Here is a 20,309-nt window from a genome sequence, read left to right on the forward strand (position 1 = left end):
GAAGCCGATGGCGCGTGCGATCCGGGTCGGACTGATGGTGCCGGCCACCAACACCACGATGGAAGGCGAGATGCTGGGCTGGCTGCCGGCAGGCTCCACGGTGACCCGCATCGGCATTCCCCGGACCACCGGCCTGCTGACGCGGGAGACGATGCCCGCCTATCGCGACGCGGCGCTCAGGCTCGCCGCGCAGCATTTCTCGCCCGCCACGCATGACCTGCTGGCCTATGGCTGCACCGCCGCCGGCTTCATTGCCGGGCCGGCGGGCGATGCGGAACTGGCACGCGAACTCGGCCGCGTCACCGGCCTGCCGGTGGTGACCACGGCGCGCGCCATGGTGCTCGGCCTGCAGCAGATCGGTGCGCGGGAGATCGCGGTGGTTACGCCCTATTCAGACGAGGTGAACGCCCAGCTCACCGAGTTTCTTGCCGATGGCGGCATCCGCGTGAAGCGGCTGGACACGCTGCGCGCCAAGGACCTGGAAGCGCTCTGCGCCATCCGCGCGCCGGAGGTCGAGGCGCTGGCGCGCAGGACCATGGGTGACGATTGCGACGCGCTGTTCATCGGCTGCTCGCAATTGCCGACGCAGAGCTTCCTGGACGCCCTGTCCCGCGACATCGGCAGGCCGGTGCTGTCCTCGATCAGCGCGACGGCCGAGCAGGCCGTGCTGCTTCCGGCCTGAGGCTCAGCCCAGCGGCGAATGCGGGGCCGGCAGCATCAGGCTGGTCTCCAACTCCTGGATCAGCTCCGCATGGCGCGCCAGCGGCCCGTCCTGGCCGTGCAGACTGCGCGCCAGCCGCGCCGCCGGGTCGGCATGCGCCAGAAGCTGCACCACCTCGTTGATGGGCCCGGCGAAGGTCGTCCAGACGGCGATCTGGCCAGGCTCCGCCTGGCGCGCCAGCGCCTCCGCCAGCCGCCCCCCCTCCCCAGGCCGGACCTGGAAAAGGCGCTGCTCATAGACGTGCGGACCGGGCGTGGCGGGGACGGAGAGCGGCTGCACCGGATCAAGAAACCGCACGACCTGCCGAAGCATCAGTGGCCGCACCCCGGCCAAATACTTTTCGCGCCAGGCCGGCAGCGCCTCCAGCGTGCCGCGCACAGCCTGGCGACTTTCCAGCGATTTGTGGCGCCACAGATTCACCACAGCGTTGGCCGCGCCCACCTCATTGGCCCAGAAGCCGAGAAGCTGGCCGTGGCGGTCGCCGCGCACAGGCACCGCCACCGTCTCCGCCAGGTCGAGATAGCGGGCCATGCCACCGGGGCGCAGGGTGTAGATCCGCAGTTCGTCGATCATCGGACGCCTCTTGATTTTCTCCCGCATCGTGGGACACATTACGCCATCCGGCAACTCGACCGGTATGGAGGAAGCAATGCTCCCGAGGGTCATGGGCGCGCTCTGCGCGTTGTTCATGGCGGCCGTGCCGCATGCGACGCTGGCGGCTTTCCCCGATCGGCCGATCCGTCTGGTCGTGCCCTATGGCCCTGGCGGCATCACCGACATCGCCGCCCGCATCCTGGCGCCTCGCCTGGGCGAGGAACTCGGCCAGCAGGTAATCGTGGACAACCGCCCGGGTGGCGCGGCCATGCTGGGCTTCGGCATGGCGGCACGGGCGGAGCCGGATGGCCATACGCTGGTGCTGGCGACCACGGCGCTGGCCGCCAATCCGGTGTTGTTCCGCAACATCCCGTACGACGCGCGCCGCGACTTTGCGCCGATCAGCCTGGTCGGCGTGGTGCCGATGGTGCTGGTCGTGCCGCCCAACGCGCCGTCGCGCAACGTGCAGGAATTCATCGCGCTGCTGCGGTCGAAGCCTGGCGAGATGAATTACGGCTCCGCCGGTAATGGCAGCGGCAATCATCTGACGACGGAGATGTTCAACCACGCCGCCGGCGGTCTGCGTGCCGTGCATGTCCCGTATCGTGGCGGTGGCCAGGTGATGACGGATTTGATGGCCGCGCGGGTCGGCTACGTCTTCGCCGTGCTGCCCACGGCGCGGCCCTTCATCGTCGCGGGCCAGCTTCGCGCGCTCGCCACCACCGGCGCGACCCGCAGCACTGCGCTGCCAGATACGCCCACGGTGGCGGAAGCGGCGCTGCCGGGCTTCGAGCTGTATGAATGGCTCGGCCTGCTCGGCCCCTCAGGCTTGGCTGCGCCGATGGTCTCAAGGATCGCCGATGGCGTCACAGCCGCCCTGCGTCATGCCGAGACGGCGCAGCGCTTCCGTGACATCGGCGTGGAGGCACGGGGCACCGGTGCCGACTCGCTGCGCGCGCATCTGGATCGCGAATTGAACCGCTGGACGGACCTCGCAACGCATGTCCGCTTCGAGGTGGCGGACTGATGCCAGCACAGGACGCCGTGCTACGCGAACTGGCGGAGGTGCTGTGGGAGGAAAGCCCCGGCCACCATGGCGGGGCCTTATCGAAGATCCTCGTCGCCGCCGGCGAGAGCGGGTCGCGCGTGATCGACTATCGCATCTCGTCCTACGAGCCGCGCGCGCACGTGGCGCTGCATGCGCATGAGGCGAAGGAACAGATCTACCACTTCGTTGAGGGCGAGGGGTTGCTGACCCTGGGCGAGCGCAAGGTCGTGGTGCGCAGGAACAGCTACGTGTTCATCCCGCCCGGCGTCCCGCATGCACTCGACAATACTGGCCTGGCGAACCTGGTGTTCCTGGTGATCACGGCGCCGGTCGTGGTGTAGGGCCGAAGCGGTACCGGGCGAGCGACCTGCCTGGCCGTGGGTGCCCGGCCCCGCCCATTCCGGGTGACATCCGCGCCTCTATTACGTCGGCCTGAGCCCGGCGAGATCCGCAGCGCGCCGGGCATTCTCCAGCTCCGTGCGAAGGAAGGTCGCGAAGCAGTCCGGGGTTCGCTGTTCCTCGCTGCCCATGACGGCGCCCAGCTCGACGATTCGCATCTGCACCTCAGGTTCCGCGAGCGTCGCCCGCATGGCCGCAGAGAGCTCCGCGACCACGCCGGCCGGCGTCGCAGCCGGTGCGACCAAGCCGCCAAAGCTGCCGGCTGTGAAGCCGGCCAGGCCGGATTCGATGAAGGTCGGCACATCGGGAACCAGCGGCGCGCGCTGCGGCGTCGAGATGGCAATGATGCGCGCGTTGCCATCGCGATGCAGCGGCAGGGCAGAGGGCCGTTCGACAAATCCCGCAACCACCGTGCCGCTGATCAGGTCCGGGACCATGGCGCTGTCGCCGCGGTATGGCACGTGCAGCACCCGGACATTCGCCGCGGCCATCATCAATTCCAGCGCCAAATGCGCGACGCTGCCATTGCCTGGCGTGGCGAACATGACTTCACCAGGCCGCGCCCGCAGGAGCGTGAGGAATTCAGCCAGCGTCCGCTGGTCCTGACCTTCGGAATTGGTCCGGGTGGAGCGCAAGTTTTCGGGCATCTTGAATCCCAAGGAGGGGTCGTGCCATGAAACGGAAGCGATGCACGGACGAACAGCTCGCCTTCGCCTTGCGGCACGCGGGGAGAGGCACGGCGGTGGCCGAGAACTGCCGCGAGCTCGGCGTGTTTAAGCCGACATTCTACCGATGGAAGAAGCAGTTGCCGGGATGCGGACGGTGGAGATTCGGCGGCTGAAGCAGCTCGAGGAGGAAAACGCCAAGCTCAAGCGGGTCGTGTCCCGGGTGGTGGTGTAGGAGGCCCGGAGCTGGGGCGCGTAGCGAAGCCCCTGGCTGAGCGGAGCGGAGCGCCCCAGGCGGCCACTGCGGTGATCTTCGGGAGGGTTGGGTTGTCGAGACCTGCAACCCCTGATCTTGGACCGACCACGATGACCGACGACAAGATCGCCCTTCGGCAGATGCTGGGTTGAACGCCAAAGGCGTTCGACGGGCTCCGATGCGACCTTCCTGCGCGAGATGATCGGCTTCGCCGCGCAGCGCCTGATGGAACTGGAGGTGGGGGAGGTGACCGGCGCCGCCCATGGCGAGCGCAGCCCGGACCGGCTGGTGCAGCGCAACGGCTACCGTGACCGGGACTGGCAGACGCGAGCCGGCACGCTCGAGTTGGTTGGACGCAATGCGTCCAACCCCGAAGCTCCGGCGCGGCTCGTATTTCCCCGCCTTCCAGGAGCCCCGCAACACCGCCGAGAAGGCGCTCACGGCGGTGATCCAGGAAGACTAGGTCCAGGGCATCTCGACCCGCTCGGTGGACGATCCGGTGCGCGCCATGGGGATGGAGGGCATCAGCCGCAGCCCGTCACGCGCCCCGGCACCTGGCCTTGCGCCGGAGCCCCAGCTTCGCCGCGTCGTTCCGTACAGTCCGACGACGGAACGCAAGGAACAGCGGCATGCCAGCCTCCCGCAACCGCCTCGAGCAATTCGCCAGGCTCGGCTATGCTGCGCGCGGTGCCGTGAGCCTGATCGTTGGTGGGCTTGCCCTGCTCGCGGCATTCGGGCGGGGCGGCGAAGCCACCGGGTCGAAGGGGGCTCTCGAAGTCCTGATGGCGCAGCCGCTCGGCGAGATACTGCTGGCCGTCGTGGCACTCGGCCTTTTCGGCTTCGCGCTGTGGCGCGCCCTCCAGGCCGTGCTCGACGCGGATGGGGAAGGCCGTTCTGCGAAGGCGCTTGCCGTTCGTTTGGGGCGGGCGCTCAGCAGGGTCACCTATGTCAGCCTCTGCATCTTTGCCCTTGGCTTGATCTTCGCTACGGGGCGGGGTGGCGATGAAGAGCAGTCCGCGCAGGACAGGACCGCCTGGTTGCTGGCGCAGCCCTTCGGCCGTTGGTTGGTTGCCGCGGCTGGCCTGGCGATCATCGGCGCGGCGATGGGTATGGCGTTGAGGGCCTGCACCGCCTCGTTCCAACGCCACCTCGCCTGCGGTCCGGCCGCATCCTGGGTCATCCCGCTCGGCCGCGCCGGTTTCGCGGCGCGCGCCGTGGTGTTCCTGGTGGTAGGCGGCTTTCTGCTCGTCGCAGCCTGGCAGACGGATCCGAGCGAGGCACGCGGCCTGGGCGGCGCGCTTGAGGCGCTGCAGCAGCAGCCCTACGGGCGGGCGATGTTCGCGCTGGTCGCGCTTGGACTCGCGGCGTTCGGCGCCTTCAACTTCGCCCAGGCCCGATTCCGGCCGATCGCCACGCCCGAGGCCGGCGAGATTGCCATGGCGGCCAGGGCACGCGCGGCCTGACCCTGTGGTCGGCCGTAGCGGCGAGCAGGGTTGCACGGCCCGGCAACGGACTAGGATGCGCTCGCGGCGACGGTGGCTGCGCCGCTCGGCAGCTTCCTCGGCGCCATCATCGGATGACGGGGCGCCTTCTTCTGCGACGTGCCGCTCGCGATGATCGCCTTCGTCTGGTTGCGCGGCACGCTGCCGCCCCTACCGGCCGAACGCCGCGCCGGCGCCGGGGCTGCCTTCAGGCTGCTAGGCCGGCCGCCGATCGCGCTCGGCATGCTGGCCATCCTGCTCCTTTTCATGGGGCAGTTCGCGCTGTTCACCTATCTCCGCCCTTTCCTCGAAGAGGTTACGCAAGTGGACGTCGCGATGCTGTCGCTCGTCCTCCTGGTTCTCGGCGTGACCGGCATTATCGGCACCTATGCGGTGGGATGGTTCCTGCAGCGCGGCACGCAGGCCGTCCTGGTCGCCATCCCGCTCGGCATGGCTGCCATCGCAGTCGCGCTGCTCGGCCTGTGACATGCCTTGCTGCCCACGGTGGCCCTGCTCGCCGCCTGGGGGTTGATCGGAACGCCCGCGCCGGTTGGCTGGGGAGCCTGGCTAAGCCGGACCTTGCCGGAGGACGCCGAGGCGGGCGGCAGCCTAGTGGTCGCCACCATCCAACTCGGCATCACGCTGGGCGCATCAGTTGGCGGCCTGCTGTTCGCCCTCATCGGCTATCGCAGCACCTTCGGCGCCAGCGCCGCGATGCTTTCGGCCTCGGCCGTGCTGGCCCTGCTGAGCTGGCGCCTCGGCAGCAAGGCGATCGTCAACCGTCCCCGCGTGTCATTCGCCGCCGGTCTCGGCACTGCCGCCACGCTGAAAATCCCATCCGCACACACACGACAAGGAGACACGCAGATGACTGAGATGCATGACGTTTCGAAGTGATCCTGCCTGCCCGGTGCCGCCCTTGGGCGCCGCGGACTGCTGCAGGTGACCAGCACGGGCGCCGCCCTGTCGATCCTCAACCTTCCATCCGCAGAGGCCCGGGACATGTCCAACGGTGCCAACAACTTCTACACCAGCGACCGGGTAACGGCGCAGAAGGTTGCCTTCAAGAACCAGTACCAGATGACCGTCGTGGGCAACGTCTTCACGCCCAGCGGCCTTGACCAGAACACCACCACACCGGCCATCATCGTGGGGGCATCCGATGGGCGCGGTGAAGGAGCAGAGCGTTGACCTCTACGCCACCAAGATGGCAGAGCAGGGCTTCGTGACGATGTCCATCGACCTGCCCTTCTGGGGCGAGAGCGAAGGCCAGCCCCGCAACCTGGTCGCGCCAGATGCCTATGCGGAGGCTTTCAGCGCCGCGGTTGACTTCCTCGGCACCCGGCCTTTCGTCGACCGGAACCGGATCGGCGCGATCGGCGTCTGCGGCAGCGGCTGTTTCGTGGTCAGCGCCGCCAAGATCGACCCGCGCATGCGCGCCATCGCGACCGTCAGCATGTACGACGTGGGCGCGGCCACCCGTGACGCGCTCAACAAGTCGCAGACGGTAGAGCAGCGGAGGCCGATCGTCGCGCAGGCGGGGGAGCAGCGCTATACGGAGTTCGCGGGCGGCGAGACGCAATACACCGGAAGGACGTTGCACGCGCTGACAGCCGATACCCACCCGATCCAGCACGAGTTCCACGATTTCTACCGCACGCGTCGCGGCGAGTTCACGCCGGCTGGCGGCTCGCCCCTGCGCACGACGCCTCCGAACCTGACCAGCAAACTCAGGTTCGTGAACTTCTACCCCTTCAATGATATCGAGACGATCTCCCCTCGTCCGATGCTCTTCATCACCGGGGATCAGGCGCACTCCCGGGAGTTCAGCGAGGACGCCTACCGGCGTGCGGCCGAGCCGAAGGAGCTTCACTACGTCGACAGCGCCTGGCACGTTGACCTGTATGGTCGGGTGGACCTGATCCCGTTCGAGAAGCTGGCATCTTTCTTCCGGCAGCATATGGTCTGAAGCCGGACAGCATCGCGGCTCTGTCCGGGCATTGCAGGTCGGCAGCGCCCGGTCGCGGGGGCTATCAACAGCATTCCAGATCAGGCGGACGATATCCCGGCGATACACTTGCCATCTGCGCGACATCATGGAGGACTTAGGTCATGGACATCATGCGCGCAGGATCGCGCCCTTCGGGCAAGGGACCGGCCGAGTGGTTCACAGGTGTAGTCCGCGTCGATCCCCTTTTCGAGGCGCCCGACCCGGCGCGGGTCGCTGGCGCCCACGTCACCTTCGAGCCAGGCGCAAGGACGGCCTGGCACACGCATCCGTTGGGGCAGACGCTGATCGTCACCGCTGGCCTCGGCTGGGTCGCGCGCGAAGGCGGGCCGGTCGAGGAGATCCGGCCAGGCGACGTGGTCTGGTTCCCGCCGGGGGAGAAGCACTGGCATGGTGCGGCGCCAACCACGGCCATGTCGCACATCGCCATCCAGGAAAAGCTCGATGGCGCCTCCGTGACATGGATGGAGCAGGTTACCGACGAGCAGTACCGGCGCTGACACCTCGGAATATCGCCCTCACGCTGCGGAACGGCCAAGCGTCCGCCGCAGCGCATCTGCACGTCCCGCCCAGGGGGAACGACGAATCGACCGAGCTGAAAACATTGCGGGCAAGGTAATCGTCGTCACCGGCGCCCCCAGCGGCATCCGCCGCCTATTCCGCGACCAAGTTCGCCGGACGCGCTCTTAAAGGAGGGCTGCGGCCAGAGTGCCGTGAAGCTGTGCGGCCTGATGGGGCGACCGCGACGCCAGCCGGCACGGCGCCTACGCCCAACCGCCGGCGAGCCGGATTTGGGAACTGCGGCGGTATCATCGAGCGGTCTATCCTGGCGTGCGGGCGGTCCGCGCATCAATCATGGCTGACGATCAGACCTCCTCGCCGGCCCGTTGCCCATCGCGCACCGCGGACATCATCAGGCGGGGTGCCACGGCATCCCCCGCGCGCGTCACCTTCACGCCACGTGCCACCAAATCGGCCTCCAGTCCGTCGCGCGGGCGGCGTGGCGTCGAATGGGTGAGCAGCGTCACGTCTCGCACCCGCGCCTCGGTGCCGGTCAGCAGGTGGCGGACGCGCAGCGTGCCTCCTTCCAGTGCCACCGGTTCCCGATGAATCAGGATCTCCACCCTGTCACCGAAGGCCGCGAGCCGGCGGTGCACGCCCTGCGCATAGATGGCCGGAACATCGCGCGCGATGGCGTCCCGCGGCGTCAACAGCAGAAGGCGGTCGAAATGCGCCAGCAGCAGTTCCGCCGCGGCGTAGGTCGCAGCCGTATGGTCGTGGTCAAACAGCACGGCGAAACCGCTGCGGGGCCTGCCCGCATCGAGCAGAGCCGCAACGGTGCTGCGCAGGTCCTGCGACCCGGCAGGCGCTTCCCGCGGCGGCACCATGGTGGAACCTGTGGCCAGGATGACCGCATCGGGCGCCACGGCAAGAATATCGGCCAGGGTTTCGCCGACCTGGCGCGCAACCGCAGCCGCCGAGACGCGACGATCAAGGTAGCCGAGAAAGCGCCCGACATCGCCGCAGCCTGGCAGCATCGCGTGCAGGCGAGCAGCACCACCGGGCTGGGCGTTACGACTGAACAAGGTGACGCGATGCCCCCGTTCCGCCGCGACGGCCGCCGCCTGCATCCCGGCCACTCCACTGCCCACCACCACGACATGACGCGGTGCCGCCGCTCGCGGCGGAGGGGGACCGGCATCGGCCGCAGTGCCGGCACGCGGGTTGACGCTGCAGCCGATGATGCCGGCTTTATCGATCTCGTTCCAGCAGCCGTTGCAGTAGATGCAGGGGCGGATCCCGTCGACCCGCCCAGCCCGTGCCTTGGCTGGCCAGGCCGGATCTGCCAGCAGGGGACGCGCCAGCATCACCAGCTCGGCTTCGCCGGCTTCCAGCAGGGCCTCCGCCATCGCGGGTGTGGCGATCCGGCCGATTGCCGCGATGGGCACCCCGCCCGCCGCTGCGCGGAGCGGCAACCACGCGCTGCGGAACGGCATGGGAGGCTCGTGCATGTCCGGCGCGTGCATCCACAGGCTCGGGCCGTGGCTGCCCTGGCTGAAGCAAAGGATATCTGGTCGCGTCCCGGCGACGATGGCGGCAACCAGGCGCGCCGCCTCGCCCGGGTCGATCGAGTTCGGCACCCCGTCATCCGCCGGCAGCTTCAGGCCGATGATGAAACCAAGGCCGCAACGGGCACGCACAGCATCCAGTATGGCGCGCACGAAGGCGCTGCGCCCCATGGCGTCACCGCCCCAACGATCCTGCCGCAGGTTCGTCACCGGCGAGAGGAACTGCAGCGGCAGAAAGCCATGCGCAGCGGAAATCTCGACACCCGAGAACCCGGCGCGCTGCAGTCGCGCAGCACTCTCCGCATATTCCTCGACCAGTCCCTCCACCTCGCCGGAGCTCAGCGCGCGCGGCACCGTCCAGGATGCGGCGTCGACCACGGCGGAGGGGCCCACCGCATTCAACGCCCGCGCATCGCGATGCGCGTTGCCTGCGTGCCAGAGCTGCCCAACCAGCGCCGCTCCCTGACGCTCCACAGCCTCAGCCAGACGCGATAGCCCGGACATCTGCGTCTCGTCGCAAGCCGCCACGCGGGCCGGTACGGCGGCGGAGCGGCAGGCGGCCAGCGCCTCCGTCACGATCAGGCCCGCGCCGCCCGCCGCACGGGCCGACAGATGCGCGACCATCGTCTCCGTCACCGCGCCGTTGCGTGGCATGCGCGTGGTCATGGCGCCGTAGCCGATGCGGTTGCGCAGGCGCCGACCTGCCAACTCGCATGGGCTGAACAGCCGAGGAAAAGGCGGAGATGCCACTCAGCCGGCCACGGCGCCCGAGGCTTCCACCGCGCGACGCCACTTTTCCAGCTCCTGCCGATGTATGGTCGCGGCCTGCTCCGCCGTTGTGCCGGTAACGGTGGCGCCGAGTTCTGCCAGGCGCTCGCGGATTGCCGGCTTTGCGAGCGATGTCCGCACCTCCGACGACAGCTTCTCGATGATCGGCGCCGGCGTGCCCGCAGGCGCGAACAGCATCACCCAGGCACCGGCGTCGAAGCCCGGCACCGTCTCGGCCACCGTCGGAACATCGGGCATGAGCGCCGATCGTTCGGCGCCGGTCACTGCGATGGCGCGCAAGCGGTTGTCGGCAAGGAATGGCGGCAGCGTCAGAATTCCCTCGATGCACATCTGCACGTCGTTCGACAGGATGGCCTGCAGCGTCACCAGACCTCCGCGATAGGGTACGTGCGTCGCGGCCAGCCCGGTGGCGGCGCGCAGCATCTCCATCGCCAGGTGGTTGGTCGCACCGACTCCAGAGGAAGCGTAGTTCAGGCGTCCTGGATTGGACTTGGAGTAGGCGACGAGTTCTGCAAGATTCCGGACCGGCAGGCTCGGGGAGACCACCAGCACCTGCGGGAAGGTCACCAGATGGGACACGGGCACGAAGTCGCGCCCCACATCGTAGGACAGGTTCCGCATCATCGCGGGACCGATGGCCATGTTGCCGGGCGAGCCGACCAGGAAAGTCTCGCCATCCGGGCGCGCGCGCGCCGCGACCTCCGTGCCAATGCTGCCGCCCGCGCCGGTACGGTTCTCCACGATGAATGGCTGGCCCAGCCGATCAGTGAGATCCTGCGCGACCAGCCGTGCCACCACGTCCACGGCCGAACCTGGCGTGAATGGAAAGATGAAGCGGACGCCCGCCCTCGGCCAAGCAGCCTGCGCCATCGCCTGCGATGCAGGCAGCGTCGCTGTGAACAAAATCAAGGCGCGTCGTCCAAGCGCAATCGACGTCATGGGTGCGTTCCTCCGCGCGGCCGCTTCAGGCGACCTGTTCTCGCTGGTCCCATCTTGCGGTCTGCACCAACGCTCAGCAAGGCTCCCGGTGACCTGCTCTACGAAGACCTGCGACGGTCGGCTAATGCATTATCGTCAAGGCACTGACGTAGCCGGCCAAGGGAAGTAGAAAGGCATCAATGACCGAACCCTTTAGCCCTGCTCCCTGGATCGGCCCGTTCGACCTCTTTCGGGTCGGTATCGGTCCCTCAAGCTCCCACACGGTCGGTCCCATGATCGCCGCCTCGGCCTTCGCGGCGGAGCTGCCCCTCGACACCAAAGGCGTGTCCGTCGAACTGTTCGGCTCCCTCGCGCTGACCGGCCGCGGCCACTCGACCGACGTTGCCGTCATGCTCGGCCTCACCGGCGCCTGCCCCGACACGCTGGACCCCGACGAGGCCGCGGCCATCGCAGCCGACATCAGGACGCGGCACCGTCTCACGCTCCCCGGCGGACAATGCATTGCCTTCGACCCCGGAACCGACATCATCTTCCGCTCGCGCGAGACGCTGCCGCTACATCCAAACGGTCTCCGCTTCGCCGCAATGGGCAAGACCGGTGCGGTGACCCGTACCTACTACTCAGTGGGCGGCGGCTTCGTTGTGGACGAAGCGGGTCGGCCCCTTTCTGCCGAAGGCGGCGGACCCGCACCGGTCCCCTACCCGTTTACCGACGCGGCCGAGCTGCTGGACGTCGCGCAACGATCAGGCCTGACCATCGCGGCAGTGGCCCGCGCCAACGAGGCGGCCGCGTATCCCGCCCGCGACATCACCGCCGGTATCGCCCGCCTCTGGGCCGCCATGCGCGCCTGCGCCGCGCGCGGCCTGGTCGCCGAAGGCGAACTTCCGGGTGGCCTGCGCGTCCGTCGCCGCGCCCCGGCTTTGCTCCGCCGACTGCATGCGCGCGCCGGGATCAACGATCCGGACCCTTTAGGTGCGATGGACTGGGTCAATCTCTGGGCGCTTGCGGTGAACGAGGAGAACGCTGCCGGTGGCCGTGTCGTCACCGCGCCGACGAACGGTGCCGCCGGCATAGTACCGGCGGTGCTGCACTACTACGACCGCTTTGTTCCCGGCGCATCTGGCGAAGGGATCGAGACCTTCTTCCTCACCGCCTCGGCCATCGGCGCACTTATCAAGCGCAACGCCTCCCTTTCCGGCGCTGAGATGGGTTGCCAGGGCGAGGTCGGGTCTGCCTGCGCCATGGCGGCCGCCGGTCTCGCCGCCGCCCTCGGCGGAACCAATGCTCAGGTCGAGAATGCGGCAGAGATCGGGCTGGAGCACAACCTTGGCCTGACTTGCGATCCCGTCGCCGGGCTTGTCCAGGTGCCCTGCATCGAGCGCAATGCCATCGCATCGGTGAAGGCAATCAATGCCGCACGACTGGCCCTGCACGGCGACGGAACTCACCGCGTCAGCCTCGATCAGGCTATCGCGACCATGCGTCAGACCGGCCTCGACATGTCCCACAAGTACAAGGAAACGTCGCTTGGCGGTCTGGCCGTGAATGTCGTGGAGTGCTGACCAGAGGGGGGCGCGTGGCGGCTGATTGCGTATCTACGGAATGTCCGCTTCGTGCCGCAAGGCCGCCTAGCTGGCGTAGTCAGGCTCCTCTCGATCCAAGACCCGCCGCCAGGCATCAAGGTGCAAGCGGGCATCGATCTTCTCGCCCCACGGCCCCAGATGTTTGCGGCGCAGCCGGTCCGGCAGGGTGTGCAGCGGCTGCCCCGTGCTCATCGCCGTCATCTGGTACATGGCGGTGCGCTCGGCGATGAAGCACTCGTCGAAGGCGTCATGCACGTTGGGGCCAACCACCGTAACGCCGTGGCCCCGCATCACCATCACCGACTTGTCGCCGAGCGCCCGCGCGATGCGGTCACCTTCCTCATTGTGATGGACGGGCTCGTCGCCCTCATGGTCATACACGATGCGGTCGTTGAGCAGCAGGTTGTTGTGGTGCGACAGGTGCAGTTCCGCATCGCGCAGCAGCGACAACGCGGTAAGCCAGCGCGGATGCACATGCACGACGCAGGCGGCGTTCGGGTTCAACAGGTGGATGCGCGCATGAATATGGAACGCCACCTTGCGAAGCTCGCCCTTGCCCTGCAGCACGCGGCCATCAAGATCACAGATGATCAAATCGCTGGCGCGCAGTTCCTGAAACAGATACCCGCGCGGGTTGATAAGGAAGCGGGGCGGGCCTTCGCCGGGCAGCATCAGGGAATTGTGGTTGCCGATCTGCTCGTTCCAGCCTTCCCGCGCGGCGACGCGGAACACCGCAGCCATGTCGCGACGCAATTCCCACTCAAGGGCCTCGGCGGTGCTGTCGGTACGGGCCTCGATGATGGCGGACATGCTGGTGTCCCTATCCGGTTTGAGGAAACGGAAGCCTACAGCGGTTCCGCGATGACGGCTACCGGATCGCCGGTCCTGACGCGACCCGCGTGGCGCACGCACCACAACATTCCGCTGGCGCCGTAGCGCAGCGGCAGCGGTGGGTCACCAGGCGCTTCGATGCGGTGCAGCAGGCCCGCTGGCGCCCCTTCGGCCACTTCGGCGCCCAGCGCGTCCTCCGCCTCCCAGATGCCGTCCGCCGCGGCGAAGACGTAGTGGGAGAGGGTCGGCACCGTCATCCGCCGCGCGGCGCCGTACGGCCCGACTTCTGGCGGGCCTTCGAGGACGCCCGCGTGGTGCAGCACGTTGCGGGCGCCGCGCCTGGTGATCGCGAGGTTGCCCGGATTGAGCCGCCCCCCGCCGCCAAGTTCCGAGGATAGGGCGACGATGCCACGGCGTTCCGCCGCCGCGAGCAGCGTCGGCCCGGCATTCACCTCCCGCAGCAGCAGCGTACAGAGTGCGCCAAACGCATCGGCCATGGCGATGGTCTTGTCCTGCATGGCAGGATCGTCCAGGAAATGTCCCACGGCACTTGGGAAGATGTCCATGCCGGTGCCGCCGGAATGCAGGTCCATCTGGTAGTCGCACAGCGGCAGCAGCACGCTGTCGACAAAATGTGCCAGCGACAGGGCAAAGCCGCCGAAGGGGTCGCCTGGGAAGCAGCGGTTGAAATCCCGGCCATCCAGCGGGGACAGGCGCTTGCCGGCGGCGCAGGCAGGATAATGCATGGCCGGCAGCAGGATCACGCGGCCTTGAACCTCCTCCGCCCGAAGCCCGCGCGCCAGATCGAGCAGCGCCACCTGTCCTTCGTACTCATCGCCATGGTTGCCCGCGGTCAGCAGCACGGTTGGGCCGCTGCCGTTCGCGACCACGACCACCGGCACCGGGATGGTGCCCCAACCGCTGTCATCGCGCGACTGCGGAACGCGCAACTGCCCGATCTGCTTGCCAGACCGCTCGAAATCCACCTCCGCAACCACGGGGCTTGCGGACATTTCCTGCGTCTCCGGTCTGCTGTGCATTGAACCTCGGCACGAACGAAGGCTAGCATCATTTCGCAGACACGGGAGAGGGGTTTGGCCATGCTCACGCGACGCCAACTTGGACTGGCTGCCGGAGCCAGCGCACTCACCCCCCTTGGCGGCATGCTGTCGTCGCCGGCCTTGGCACAAGGCGCGCGCGGCACCATCGTGATGGCGCAGCAGGCGCAGCCGCCAACCCTCGATGCGCAGGTGACGACCGCGCAGGCGGCACGCAACATCAACCTGCACGTTTACGAGACCCTTTTTGCCCGCGACGAGGCCAGCAATCCTGTGCCGGACCTGGCCGAGGGCGTCGACGTGTCCGGCGACGGCCTGACCTACCGCTTCAGCCTGCGGGAAGCGCGCTTCCACAATGGCAAGGCGATGACCAGTGCCGACGTGAAGGCCTCGCTCGAGCGCTATGGGCGCGTCGGTGGCTCCGCCTTCATCATGCAGCCGGTGGAAGCGATCGACACGCCGGATGCGCGCACCGTGGTGGTGCGCCTGAAGTCGCCGAGCCCTGGCTTCATCGCCGGCATCTCCTCCCCCCGCGCCCCTTGCGCCATCATGACGCAGGAGGAAGCCGGCAAGGAGGCGAACCGGCCCGAGATGATCGGTACCGGCCCATTCCGCTTCGTGGAGTACCGGCCGGACAGCCACGTGAAGCTGACACGCTTCGCCGATTACAAGGCGAACATGGCCTACCAGGGCATGGACGGCTTTGCCGGCCGCAAGGTGGCGAATGTTGAAGACCTGATGATCCGCTTCGTGCCGGAAGGCGGTGCGCGCACCGCCGGCCTGCAGGCCGGCGAGATCCAGATCCTGGAAGCCATCGCCGTGCCGGCGGCGCAGCGCCTGCGCGACGACCGCAGCCTGGTGATGCATGAGATGATGCCCTGGGCCTTCCAGACCCTTATGATGAACCATGTCATGCCTCCGATGGACAACCCGGTGTTCCGCCGCGCCATGCAGGCCGCGCTGGACCTGGAGGAGATCATGGCGATCTCGACCGACGGCCTGTACCGCATGACGCATGGATGGCAGCACCCAGGAACCACCTACTTTGCCGGTGATGTCGGCAAGCCGCTGTACAACATGAACAACAAGGACCGCGCCCGGGCGCTGCTGCGGGAGGCGAATTACCGCAACGAGGAGATCATCCTCCTCGGCGACAGCAGCTTCAAGAACCACAACGACACCATCGTCACCGCCTCCGAGCAGCTTCGCAGCGTCGGCATCAACGTGCGCGTGGTCATCACCGACTGGCCGACCGCATTCAGCCAGCGCACCCAGCGCACCGGCTGGCACATGTGGGCGCTGATGCTCGGCATCGAGCCCTATGAAGGCCCCTATGGGGTGGTCGGCTTCTTCAGCGGCCACGCCCCCGTGCAGCATGCGCGGGACGAGGTGATCGAGGATTGCCAACGCCGCCTGACCACCAGCCTTGCGGAAGCCGATCGCAAGAAGGCCGTCAGTGACTTCCAGGCGCGCATGTACGAGCAGGCCATCGCCATCAAATGCGGCGATGTCGGCATCGTCCAGGCAACCCGCGCGCAGGTGCGGGACTACAAGCCCTATCGGATTCCGCGCATGTGGGGCGTGTCCCTGGCCTGATCGCGGATGCTGAAATACGCGTCGGGGCGGATCCTCGCCGCGCTGCCGGTTCTCCTGCTGGTCTCGGCACTGTCCTTTGCCATCGTCTGGGTCGTGCCGGGCGACGTGGCCTCGGAGATGGCCGGGCCGACTGCCTCGGCGGAGGAACTGGAACGCCTGCGCGAAAGGCTCGGGCTGACGCGTCCCTGGCATGAACAACTGGTCGGCTGGTATGCGGCGCTGGCGCGCGGCGATCTCGGGGAAAGCATCCTGCTGCGCCAGGGCGTCGGCGAGGCGATCGTGGAGCGCCTGCCGGTCACGCTCGGGCTGACCTTCCTGGCCCTGGTCATCGCACTGGTGGTCGGCACGGCACTTGGCGTGCTGGCGGCGGTGCGGGTCGGCAAGACGGCTGACCGGGCCGCGATGGGGGCCGCGCTGATCGGCTTCTCGGTGCCCGACTTCTGGCTCGGCCTGGTCTTCATCTATGTCTTCGCGGTGCAGTTGGCGTGGCTGCCGACCGGCGGCTACGTCGCCTTCGGCGATGACCCGCTTGGATGGGCGCGCAGCATGGTGCTGCCGGCCGCGACCCTCGCCCTGTCGCAGATCGGCCTGTTCGCGCGCATGACCCGCGCCGCGATGCTGGAAGTGTTGCGCCAAGACTACATCCGTACCGCGCGGGCCAAGGGCATGCCGAGCTGGGTCGTCGTGATCCGGCACGCGCTGCGCAACGCGCTGATTCCGGTCGTGACGGTGGCGGGCATCGCCTGCGGCGTGCTGCTGGGCGGCGCCGTGGTCATCGAAAGCGTGTTCAGCCTGCCGGGCGTCGGCCGGTTGATCGTGGGCGCCATCCAGCGGCGCGACTACCCGGTGATCCAGGGCGGGCTGCTGTTGACGGCGACGATCTTCGTTGTCGTGAACCTGCTGGTCGATCTCCTCTACGCGTGGCTCGATCCGAGGATTCGCCATGGCGGGCGTTGACCGTCGCCGAAAGCCGCCGGGCGCCCTGGCGCGGCTGCTGGCGCACCCGTCCTTCCGCTGGGGTTTCCTGTTGTTCGCGCTCGTCGTCCTCAGCGCTGTCTTCGCGTCCTGGCTGGCGCCCTTCGATCCGATGCGGAACAACTTCCGCACCCGCTTCATCGCACCGAACGAGATCTTCTGGCTCGGTACGGACCGTTTCGGCCGCGACGTGTTGTCTCGCACCCTGCATGGCGGGCAGGTGTCGCTACGCATCGGGCTCGGGGTCGCGCTGTTCACCGGGCTTGTGGGCGGCCTGATCGGTGCGCTGGCGGGCTTCGTGCGCCGCCTGGACGATCCGCTGATGCGCTTCATGGACGCGCTGATGGCCTTTCCCGCGGTCCTGCTCGCGATTGCCCTGGCTGCGGCGCTCGGGCCGTCCGAGATGAACGTGATCCTCGCGCTTTCCATTGCCTATGTGCCGCGCACCGCCCGGGTGATGCGCGCGGGGGTGATGGTGGTGCGGGAGTTCCCCTTCGTGGAGGGCGCGCGTGCCATCGGCGCCTCGCCCGGCCGCGTGCTGTTCCGCCACATCCTGCCCAACGCCATGGCGCCACTGGTGGTGCAGCAGACCTACGTCTTCGCGCTGGCGATCCTTGCCGAGGCGGTGCTGAGCTTCCTGGGCGTCGGCCCGCCGCCGCCGACACCCACCCTCGGCGGCATCATCGCGGAGGGTCGCGACTACATCCAGGAATCGCCCTGGATCTCGCTGGTACCGGGCGTCGCCATCGCGATGACGGTCCTCGGCCTGAACCTGATGGGCGACGGGTTGCGCGATGCGCTGGATCCTCGCCTGCGGACCGCCATCCGATGAGCCTGCTCTCGGTGCGCGACCTCGCCATCGCCTTCGGTCCGACCCGGGTGCTGGAGGATGTCTCCTTCGACATCGCGGAGGGCGAGATGCTCGGCATCGTCGGCGAAAGCGGCAGCGGCAAGTCGATGACGGCGCTCGCCGTGATGGGCCTGCTGCCGCCCGGCGGCCGCATCGCCGCGGGGCGGATCGGCTTCGAGGGCGCCGACATCACGGCGCTGCCGGAACGCGACGTGCAGCGCCTGCGCGGCGCCCGCATGGCGATGATCTTCCAGGAGCCCACCGCGTCCCTCAACCCGGTGCTGACGATCGGTGAGCAGATCGCCGAAGTGCTGCGCCACCATCGCGGCATGGACCGCCGCGCCGCCTGGGCCGAGGCGGTGGCGCTGCTCAAACTGGTGGAGATCGCGGCGGCGGAGCGGCGGGTCGAGGAGTATCCGCACCAGCTCTCCGGTGGCATGCGGCAGCGCGCGATGATCGCCATCGCGCTGGCCTGCCGGCCGCGTCTGCTGATTGCCGACGAGCCGACCACGGCGCTCGATGCGACCGTGCAGGCCGGCATCTTGGACCTGTTGCGCGGGTTGCGGCGGGATTTCGGCATGGCGGTGCTGCTGATCACCCACGACCTTGGCGTCGTGGCCGAAATCTGCGAGCGCGTCGTCGTGCTCTATGCCGGACGGGTCGCCGAAACCGGCGCCGCGGCGGCGATGTTCGCCAGCCCCGGCCACCCCTACACGCAGGCGCTGCTGGCGGCGATTCCGCGCCTGCAGGGGCCGTTGGGCGCCTTGCCCGCCATCGGCGGCGTGGTGCCGGGCCCGGCGGACTTCCCCAAGGGCTGCCGCTTCGCGCCGCGTTGCCCGCACACCATCCCGGCCTGCGAGGCGGCGCCGCCGGCATTGCGGCCGCTGGTCGGCGGCACGGACGCCGCCTGCATCCGCGCGGAACCCGCCCCATGAGCGCCGCCCTGGTCAAGGGCCGCGGCCTGACCAAGACCTTTGCGGGAGGTGTGCGCGCCGTGGCCGGGGTGGATATCACCATCGGGACCGGCGAAACGCTTGGCCTGGTTGGCGAGAGCGGCTGCGGCAAGTCGACGCTGGCGCGGCTGATGCTGCGGCTGATCGAGCCGGATGGCGGCACGCTGCACTTCCGCGACGCCGAAATCACGCATCTGCCGGATCGCGCCATGCGGGCGCTGCGGCGCGACATGGGCATCGTCTTCCAGGACCCGTTCGGCAGCCTGAACCCTCGCATGAGCGTGGCGCAATTGCTGGCGGAACCGCTCAAGGTGCACGGCCTCGGTGATGCGCGGGCGCGCGTCGCCGCCCTGCTGGAGCTTGTGGGGCTGCTGCCGGACCACGCGGCGCGCTACCCGCATGAGTTCAGCGGCGGCCAACGCCAGCGGATCGCCATTGCCCGCGCCCTGGCGACGCAACCGGCCTTCCTGGTCTGCGACGAGCCGACCAGCGCATTGGACGTCTCGATCCAGGCGCAGGTGCTGAACCTGCTGTCGGATCTGCAGGCACGGCTCGGACTCGCCTGTCTGTTCGTCAGCCATAACCTTGCCGCGGTGCGCCACATGGCCCCGCGCGTGGCGGTGATGTACCTCGGCCGCATCGTCGAGGAAGCGCCGCGCGAGGCGATCTTCTCCGACCCGCAGCATCCCTACACCCAGGCGCTGCTCTCGGCCGTGTCGGAACCGGGCAGCACCCGCCGTGCACGCATCGTGTTGCGAGGCGAAGTGCCCAGTCCGGCGGATCCACCCTCGGGCTGCCATTTCCGCACGCGCTGCCCGCGCGCCGTCGTGCGCTGCGCAGAGGTCTTGCCGCCGCTGATCCAGCATGGTGCCGGCCATCGCGTCGCCTGCCATTTTCCCGGCACGCTGACAGCGGCCGAGACAAGCTGACGCGCGGTCAGCCGGCCCGTAACTCCGTCACACGCGCTGCATTCATCACTCTACGACTTCAACGATGCCGCGCTGCCTCACGGCGTGGCTTTCTGGGTCAGCCTGGTGCGGCAGGAGCTGGGTGCTACGGGCTGAACGCTCCCCCCCCCCCATCGGCGACAGCACTGCGCTCGACCGCCGCGACGAAGCGCGCGCGTCCGGAGACTCCATTTTGCAAGGCATGCGCCTCACCCTCGCCAGCATGAACGCGCTGGCTGAAATCGTTCTTGAGCGTCGAAAGCAGGAATGAGGCGAGAAAGGGAGTGCGCGTCCGACGTCCTTGGCTGGATCATGGGCCCGTGCAGCGACGTTCTCGGGAAGCCGCGGAAAGGTGGCGCATCCGGCGGAACTCGTCATCGCCACGACGCGCAGGCGTCCCGGACGCAGCCGCGTAGCCAACGATGCGCCGTATCGGCATCCAGGCGCGGATTCCACGGCAGGGACACGGTAAGTTTTCGTGGGCCAGTTGTTCCTGGGCTGCCTGACCCAACAGCGATCGACCGCCTGGGGTGGCTGGTGCCGCTAG

Annotated in this window: 21 protein-coding genes and 3 pseudogenes; 17 read left to right on the plus strand and 7 right to left on the minus strand. The window is 68.4% G+C overall.

The window, feature by feature from the left end; translation table 11 throughout:
* Positions 1-7: 7 nt before the first annotated feature.
* Positions 8-682 carry a maleate cis-trans isomerase family protein gene (locus tag ACFHPP_RS23610; RefSeq protein ID WP_437165695.1) on the plus strand — a complete coding sequence of 225 codons (675 nt, stop codon included), beginning with the start codon at positions 8-10 and terminating at the stop codon, positions 680-682.
* Between the two features lie 3 nt (positions 683-685).
* Here the strand turns inward: ACFHPP_RS23610 and ACFHPP_RS23615 are convergent, their stop codons facing one another.
* Entirely contained in the window at positions 686-1,294 is a 609-nt protein-coding gene (locus tag ACFHPP_RS23615) for an NIPSNAP family protein (RefSeq protein WP_437165696.1), read from the minus strand.
* Positions 1,295-1,370: 76 nt separating this feature from the next.
* Between ACFHPP_RS23615 and ACFHPP_RS23620 the strand changes: the two genes are divergently transcribed.
* Together ACFHPP_RS23620 and ACFHPP_RS23625 are read left to right on the plus strand one after the other, a co-directional pair.
* Positions 1,371-2,342 (plus strand): tripartite tricarboxylate transporter substrate binding protein, encoded by a 972-nt coding sequence (locus ACFHPP_RS23620; protein ID WP_437165697.1) that lies wholly within the window; start codon positions 1,371-1,373, stop codon positions 2,340-2,342.
* Positions 2,342-2,704 carry a cupin domain-containing protein gene (locus tag ACFHPP_RS23625; protein ID WP_437165698.1) on the plus strand — a complete coding sequence of 121 codons (363 nt, stop codon included), beginning with the start codon at positions 2,342-2,344 and terminating at the stop codon, positions 2,702-2,704. Before ACFHPP_RS23620 ends, ACFHPP_RS23625 begins: the two co-directional genes overlap by 1 nt.
* An 81-nt stretch (positions 2,705-2,785) precedes the next feature.
* Here the strand turns inward: ACFHPP_RS23625 and ACFHPP_RS23630 are convergent, their stop codons facing one another.
* Entirely contained in the window at positions 2,786-3,409 is a 624-nt protein-coding gene (locus ACFHPP_RS23630) for a Bug family tripartite tricarboxylate transporter substrate binding protein (protein WP_437165699.1), read from the minus strand.
* Positions 3,410-3,435: 26 nt separating this feature from the next.
* On the opposite strand from ACFHPP_RS23630, the pseudogene ACFHPP_RS23635 reads away from it, so the two are divergent.
* A pseudogene (locus ACFHPP_RS23635) lies at positions 3,436-3,647 on the plus strand (transposase); the annotation flags it as partial.
* A 176-nt stretch (positions 3,648-3,823) separates the two neighbouring features.
* Positions 3,824-4,218 (plus strand): annotated as a pseudogene (locus ACFHPP_RS23640) (transposase); the annotation flags it as partial.
* Here the strand turns inward: ACFHPP_RS23640 and ACFHPP_RS23645 are convergent.
* Complete coding sequence (locus tag ACFHPP_RS23645) at positions 4,143-4,301, minus strand: hypothetical protein (RefSeq protein ID WP_437165715.1); 159 nt, start codon at positions 4,299-4,301, stop codon at positions 4,143-4,145. The pseudogene ACFHPP_RS23640 and the gene ACFHPP_RS23645 overlap by 76 nt on opposite strands.
* Before the next feature lie 11 nt (positions 4,302-4,312).
* Here ACFHPP_RS23645 and ACFHPP_RS23650 point away from each other — a divergent pair, with 11 nt between their 5' ends.
* The 6 genes and pseudogenes from ACFHPP_RS23650 to ACFHPP_RS23675 all read left to right on the plus strand — a co-directional run bounded on the left by ACFHPP_RS23650 (position 4,313) and on the right by ACFHPP_RS23675 (position 7,672).
* Positions 4,313-5,146 carry a DUF1206 domain-containing protein gene (locus tag ACFHPP_RS23650; protein ID WP_437165714.1) on the plus strand — a complete coding sequence of 278 codons (834 nt, stop codon included), beginning with the start codon at positions 4,313-4,315 and terminating at the stop codon, positions 5,144-5,146.
* A gap of 129 nt (positions 5,147-5,275) precedes the next feature.
* Positions 5,276-5,650, plus strand: a pseudogene (locus tag ACFHPP_RS23655) (MFS transporter); the annotation flags it as partial.
* 6 nt (positions 5,651-5,656) lie between these two features.
* On the plus strand, positions 5,657-6,061 hold the full coding sequence (locus tag ACFHPP_RS23660; protein ID WP_437165700.1) for a hypothetical protein: 405 nt from the start codon (positions 5,657-5,659) through the stop codon (positions 6,059-6,061).
* 45 nt (positions 6,062-6,106) lie between these two features.
* Complete coding sequence (locus ACFHPP_RS23665) at positions 6,107-6,355, plus strand: hypothetical protein (RefSeq protein ID WP_437165701.1); 249 nt, start codon at positions 6,107-6,109, stop codon at positions 6,353-6,355.
* Complete coding sequence (locus tag ACFHPP_RS23670; protein ID WP_437165702.1) at positions 6,327-7,133, plus strand: alpha/beta hydrolase; 807 nt, start codon at positions 6,327-6,329, stop codon at positions 7,131-7,133. Before ACFHPP_RS23665 ends, ACFHPP_RS23670 begins: the two co-directional genes overlap by 29 nt.
* A gap of 143 nt (positions 7,134-7,276) precedes the next feature.
* Complete coding sequence (locus ACFHPP_RS23675) at positions 7,277-7,672, plus strand: (R)-mandelonitrile lyase (protein ID WP_437165703.1); 396 nt, start codon at positions 7,277-7,279, stop codon at positions 7,670-7,672.
* Between the two features lie 366 nt (positions 7,673-8,038).
* Here the strand turns inward: ACFHPP_RS23675 and ACFHPP_RS23680 are convergent, their stop codons facing one another.
* Both ACFHPP_RS23680 and ACFHPP_RS23685 read right to left on the minus strand, forming a co-directional pair.
* A complete protein-coding gene (locus ACFHPP_RS23680) occupies positions 8,039-9,991 on the minus strand; it encodes an NAD(P)-binding protein (RefSeq protein WP_437165704.1) in 1,953 nt (650 codons plus the stop codon).
* A complete protein-coding gene (locus ACFHPP_RS23685) occupies positions 9,992-10,834 on the minus strand; it encodes a Bug family tripartite tricarboxylate transporter substrate binding protein (RefSeq protein WP_437165705.1) in 843 nt (280 codons plus the stop codon). It lies immediately after the preceding gene.
* Between the two features lie 314 nt (positions 10,835-11,148).
* On the opposite strand from ACFHPP_RS23685, the gene ACFHPP_RS23690 reads away from it, so the two are divergent.
* The gene (locus ACFHPP_RS23690; protein ID WP_437165706.1) at positions 11,149-12,531 is read left to right on the plus strand and encodes an L-serine ammonia-lyase; all 1,383 of its coding nucleotides are present in this window, start codon (positions 11,149-11,151) and stop codon (positions 12,529-12,531) included.
* A 66-nt stretch (positions 12,532-12,597) separates the two neighbouring features.
* Here the strand turns inward: ACFHPP_RS23690 and ACFHPP_RS23695 are convergent, their stop codons facing one another.
* Entirely contained in the window at positions 12,598-13,362 is a 765-nt protein-coding gene (locus ACFHPP_RS23695) for a class II aldolase/adducin family protein (protein WP_437165707.1), read from the minus strand.
* A gap of 35 nt (positions 13,363-13,397) precedes the next feature.
* Positions 13,398-14,396, minus strand: a complete 999-nt coding sequence (locus ACFHPP_RS23700) for a succinylglutamate desuccinylase/aspartoacylase family protein (protein ID WP_437165708.1) — start codon at positions 14,394-14,396, stop codon at positions 13,398-13,400.
* Between the two features lie 87 nt (positions 14,397-14,483).
* On the opposite strand from ACFHPP_RS23700, the gene ACFHPP_RS23705 reads away from it, so the two are divergent.
* From ACFHPP_RS23705 to ACFHPP_RS23725, 5 genes are read left to right on the plus strand one after another with little or no spacing between them, the layout of a single operon-like run.
* Positions 14,484-16,037 carry an ABC transporter substrate-binding protein gene (locus tag ACFHPP_RS23705; RefSeq protein WP_437165709.1) on the plus strand — a complete coding sequence of 518 codons (1,554 nt, stop codon included), beginning with the start codon at positions 14,484-14,486 and terminating at the stop codon, positions 16,035-16,037.
* A gap of 6 nt (positions 16,038-16,043) precedes the next feature.
* Positions 16,044-16,994 (plus strand): ABC transporter permease, encoded by a 951-nt coding sequence (locus tag ACFHPP_RS23710; RefSeq protein WP_437165710.1) that lies wholly within the window; start codon positions 16,044-16,046, stop codon positions 16,992-16,994.
* Positions 16,981-17,844, plus strand: a complete 864-nt coding sequence (locus tag ACFHPP_RS23715; RefSeq protein WP_437165711.1) for an ABC transporter permease — start codon at positions 16,981-16,983, stop codon at positions 17,842-17,844. The genes ACFHPP_RS23710 and ACFHPP_RS23715 overlap by 14 nt, the downstream gene beginning before the upstream one ends.
* Entirely contained in the window at positions 17,841-18,797 is a 957-nt protein-coding gene (locus ACFHPP_RS23720; protein WP_437165712.1) for an ABC transporter ATP-binding protein, read from the plus strand. Before ACFHPP_RS23715 ends, ACFHPP_RS23720 begins: the two co-directional genes overlap by 4 nt.
* A complete protein-coding gene (locus ACFHPP_RS23725) occupies positions 18,794-19,744 on the plus strand; it encodes an ABC transporter ATP-binding protein (protein WP_437165713.1) in 951 nt (316 codons plus the stop codon). The genes ACFHPP_RS23720 and ACFHPP_RS23725 overlap by 4 nt, the downstream gene beginning before the upstream one ends.
* The last annotated feature ends 565 nt before the right edge of the window (positions 19,745-20,309 follow it).

The sequence above is a fragment of the Falsiroseomonas sp. E2-1-a20 genome, assembly GCF_051433195.1.
In the GTDB taxonomy this organism is placed as follows: domain Bacteria; phylum Pseudomonadota; class Alphaproteobacteria; order Acetobacterales; family Acetobacteraceae; genus Falsiroseomonas.

Bases quoted from the DNA above. Each gene is read 5' to 3' on its own strand.
- ACFHPP_RS23610 (WP_437165695.1), top strand. From the start codon at position 8: ATGGCGCGTGCGATCCGGGTCGGACTGATGGTGCCGGCCACCAACACC.
- ACFHPP_RS23615 (WP_437165696.1), bottom strand. From the start codon at position 1,294: ATGATCGACGAACTGCGGATCTACACCCTGCGCCCCGGTGGCATGGCC.
- ACFHPP_RS23620 (WP_437165697.1), top strand. From the start codon at position 1,371: ATGCTCCCGAGGGTCATGGGCGCGCTCTGCGCGTTGTTCATGGCGGCC.
- ACFHPP_RS23625 (WP_437165698.1), top strand. From the start codon at position 2,342: ATGCCAGCACAGGACGCCGTGCTACGCGAACTGGCGGAGGTGCTGTGG.
- ACFHPP_RS23630 (WP_437165699.1), bottom strand. From the start codon at position 3,409: ATGCCCGAAAACTTGCGCTCCACCCGGACCAATTCCGAAGGTCAGGAC.
- ACFHPP_RS23650 (WP_437165714.1), top strand. From the start codon at position 4,313: ATGCCAGCCTCCCGCAACCGCCTCGAGCAATTCGCCAGGCTCGGCTAT.
- ACFHPP_RS23670 (WP_437165702.1), top strand. From the start codon at position 6,327: ATGGGCGCGGTGAAGGAGCAGAGCGTTGACCTCTACGCCACCAAGATG.
- ACFHPP_RS23675 (WP_437165703.1), top strand. From the start codon at position 7,277: ATGGACATCATGCGCGCAGGATCGCGCCCTTCGGGCAAGGGACCGGCC.
- ACFHPP_RS23690 (WP_437165706.1), top strand. From the start codon at position 11,149: ATGACCGAACCCTTTAGCCCTGCTCCCTGGATCGGCCCGTTCGACCTC.
- ACFHPP_RS23695 (WP_437165707.1), bottom strand. From the start codon at position 13,362: ATGTCCGCCATCATCGAGGCCCGTACCGACAGCACCGCCGAGGCCCTT.
- ACFHPP_RS23700 (WP_437165708.1), bottom strand. From the start codon at position 14,396: ATGTCCGCAAGCCCCGTGGTTGCGGAGGTGGATTTCGAGCGGTCTGGC.
- ACFHPP_RS23705 (WP_437165709.1), top strand. From the start codon at position 14,484: ATGCTCACGCGACGCCAACTTGGACTGGCTGCCGGAGCCAGCGCACTC.
- ACFHPP_RS23710 (WP_437165710.1), top strand. From the start codon at position 16,044: ATGCTGAAATACGCGTCGGGGCGGATCCTCGCCGCGCTGCCGGTTCTC.
- ACFHPP_RS23715 (WP_437165711.1), top strand. From the start codon at position 16,981: ATGGCGGGCGTTGACCGTCGCCGAAAGCCGCCGGGCGCCCTGGCGCGG.
- ACFHPP_RS23720 (WP_437165712.1), top strand. From the start codon at position 17,841: ATGAGCCTGCTCTCGGTGCGCGACCTCGCCATCGCCTTCGGTCCGACC.
- ACFHPP_RS23725 (WP_437165713.1), top strand. From the start codon at position 18,794: ATGAGCGCCGCCCTGGTCAAGGGCCGCGGCCTGACCAAGACCTTTGCG.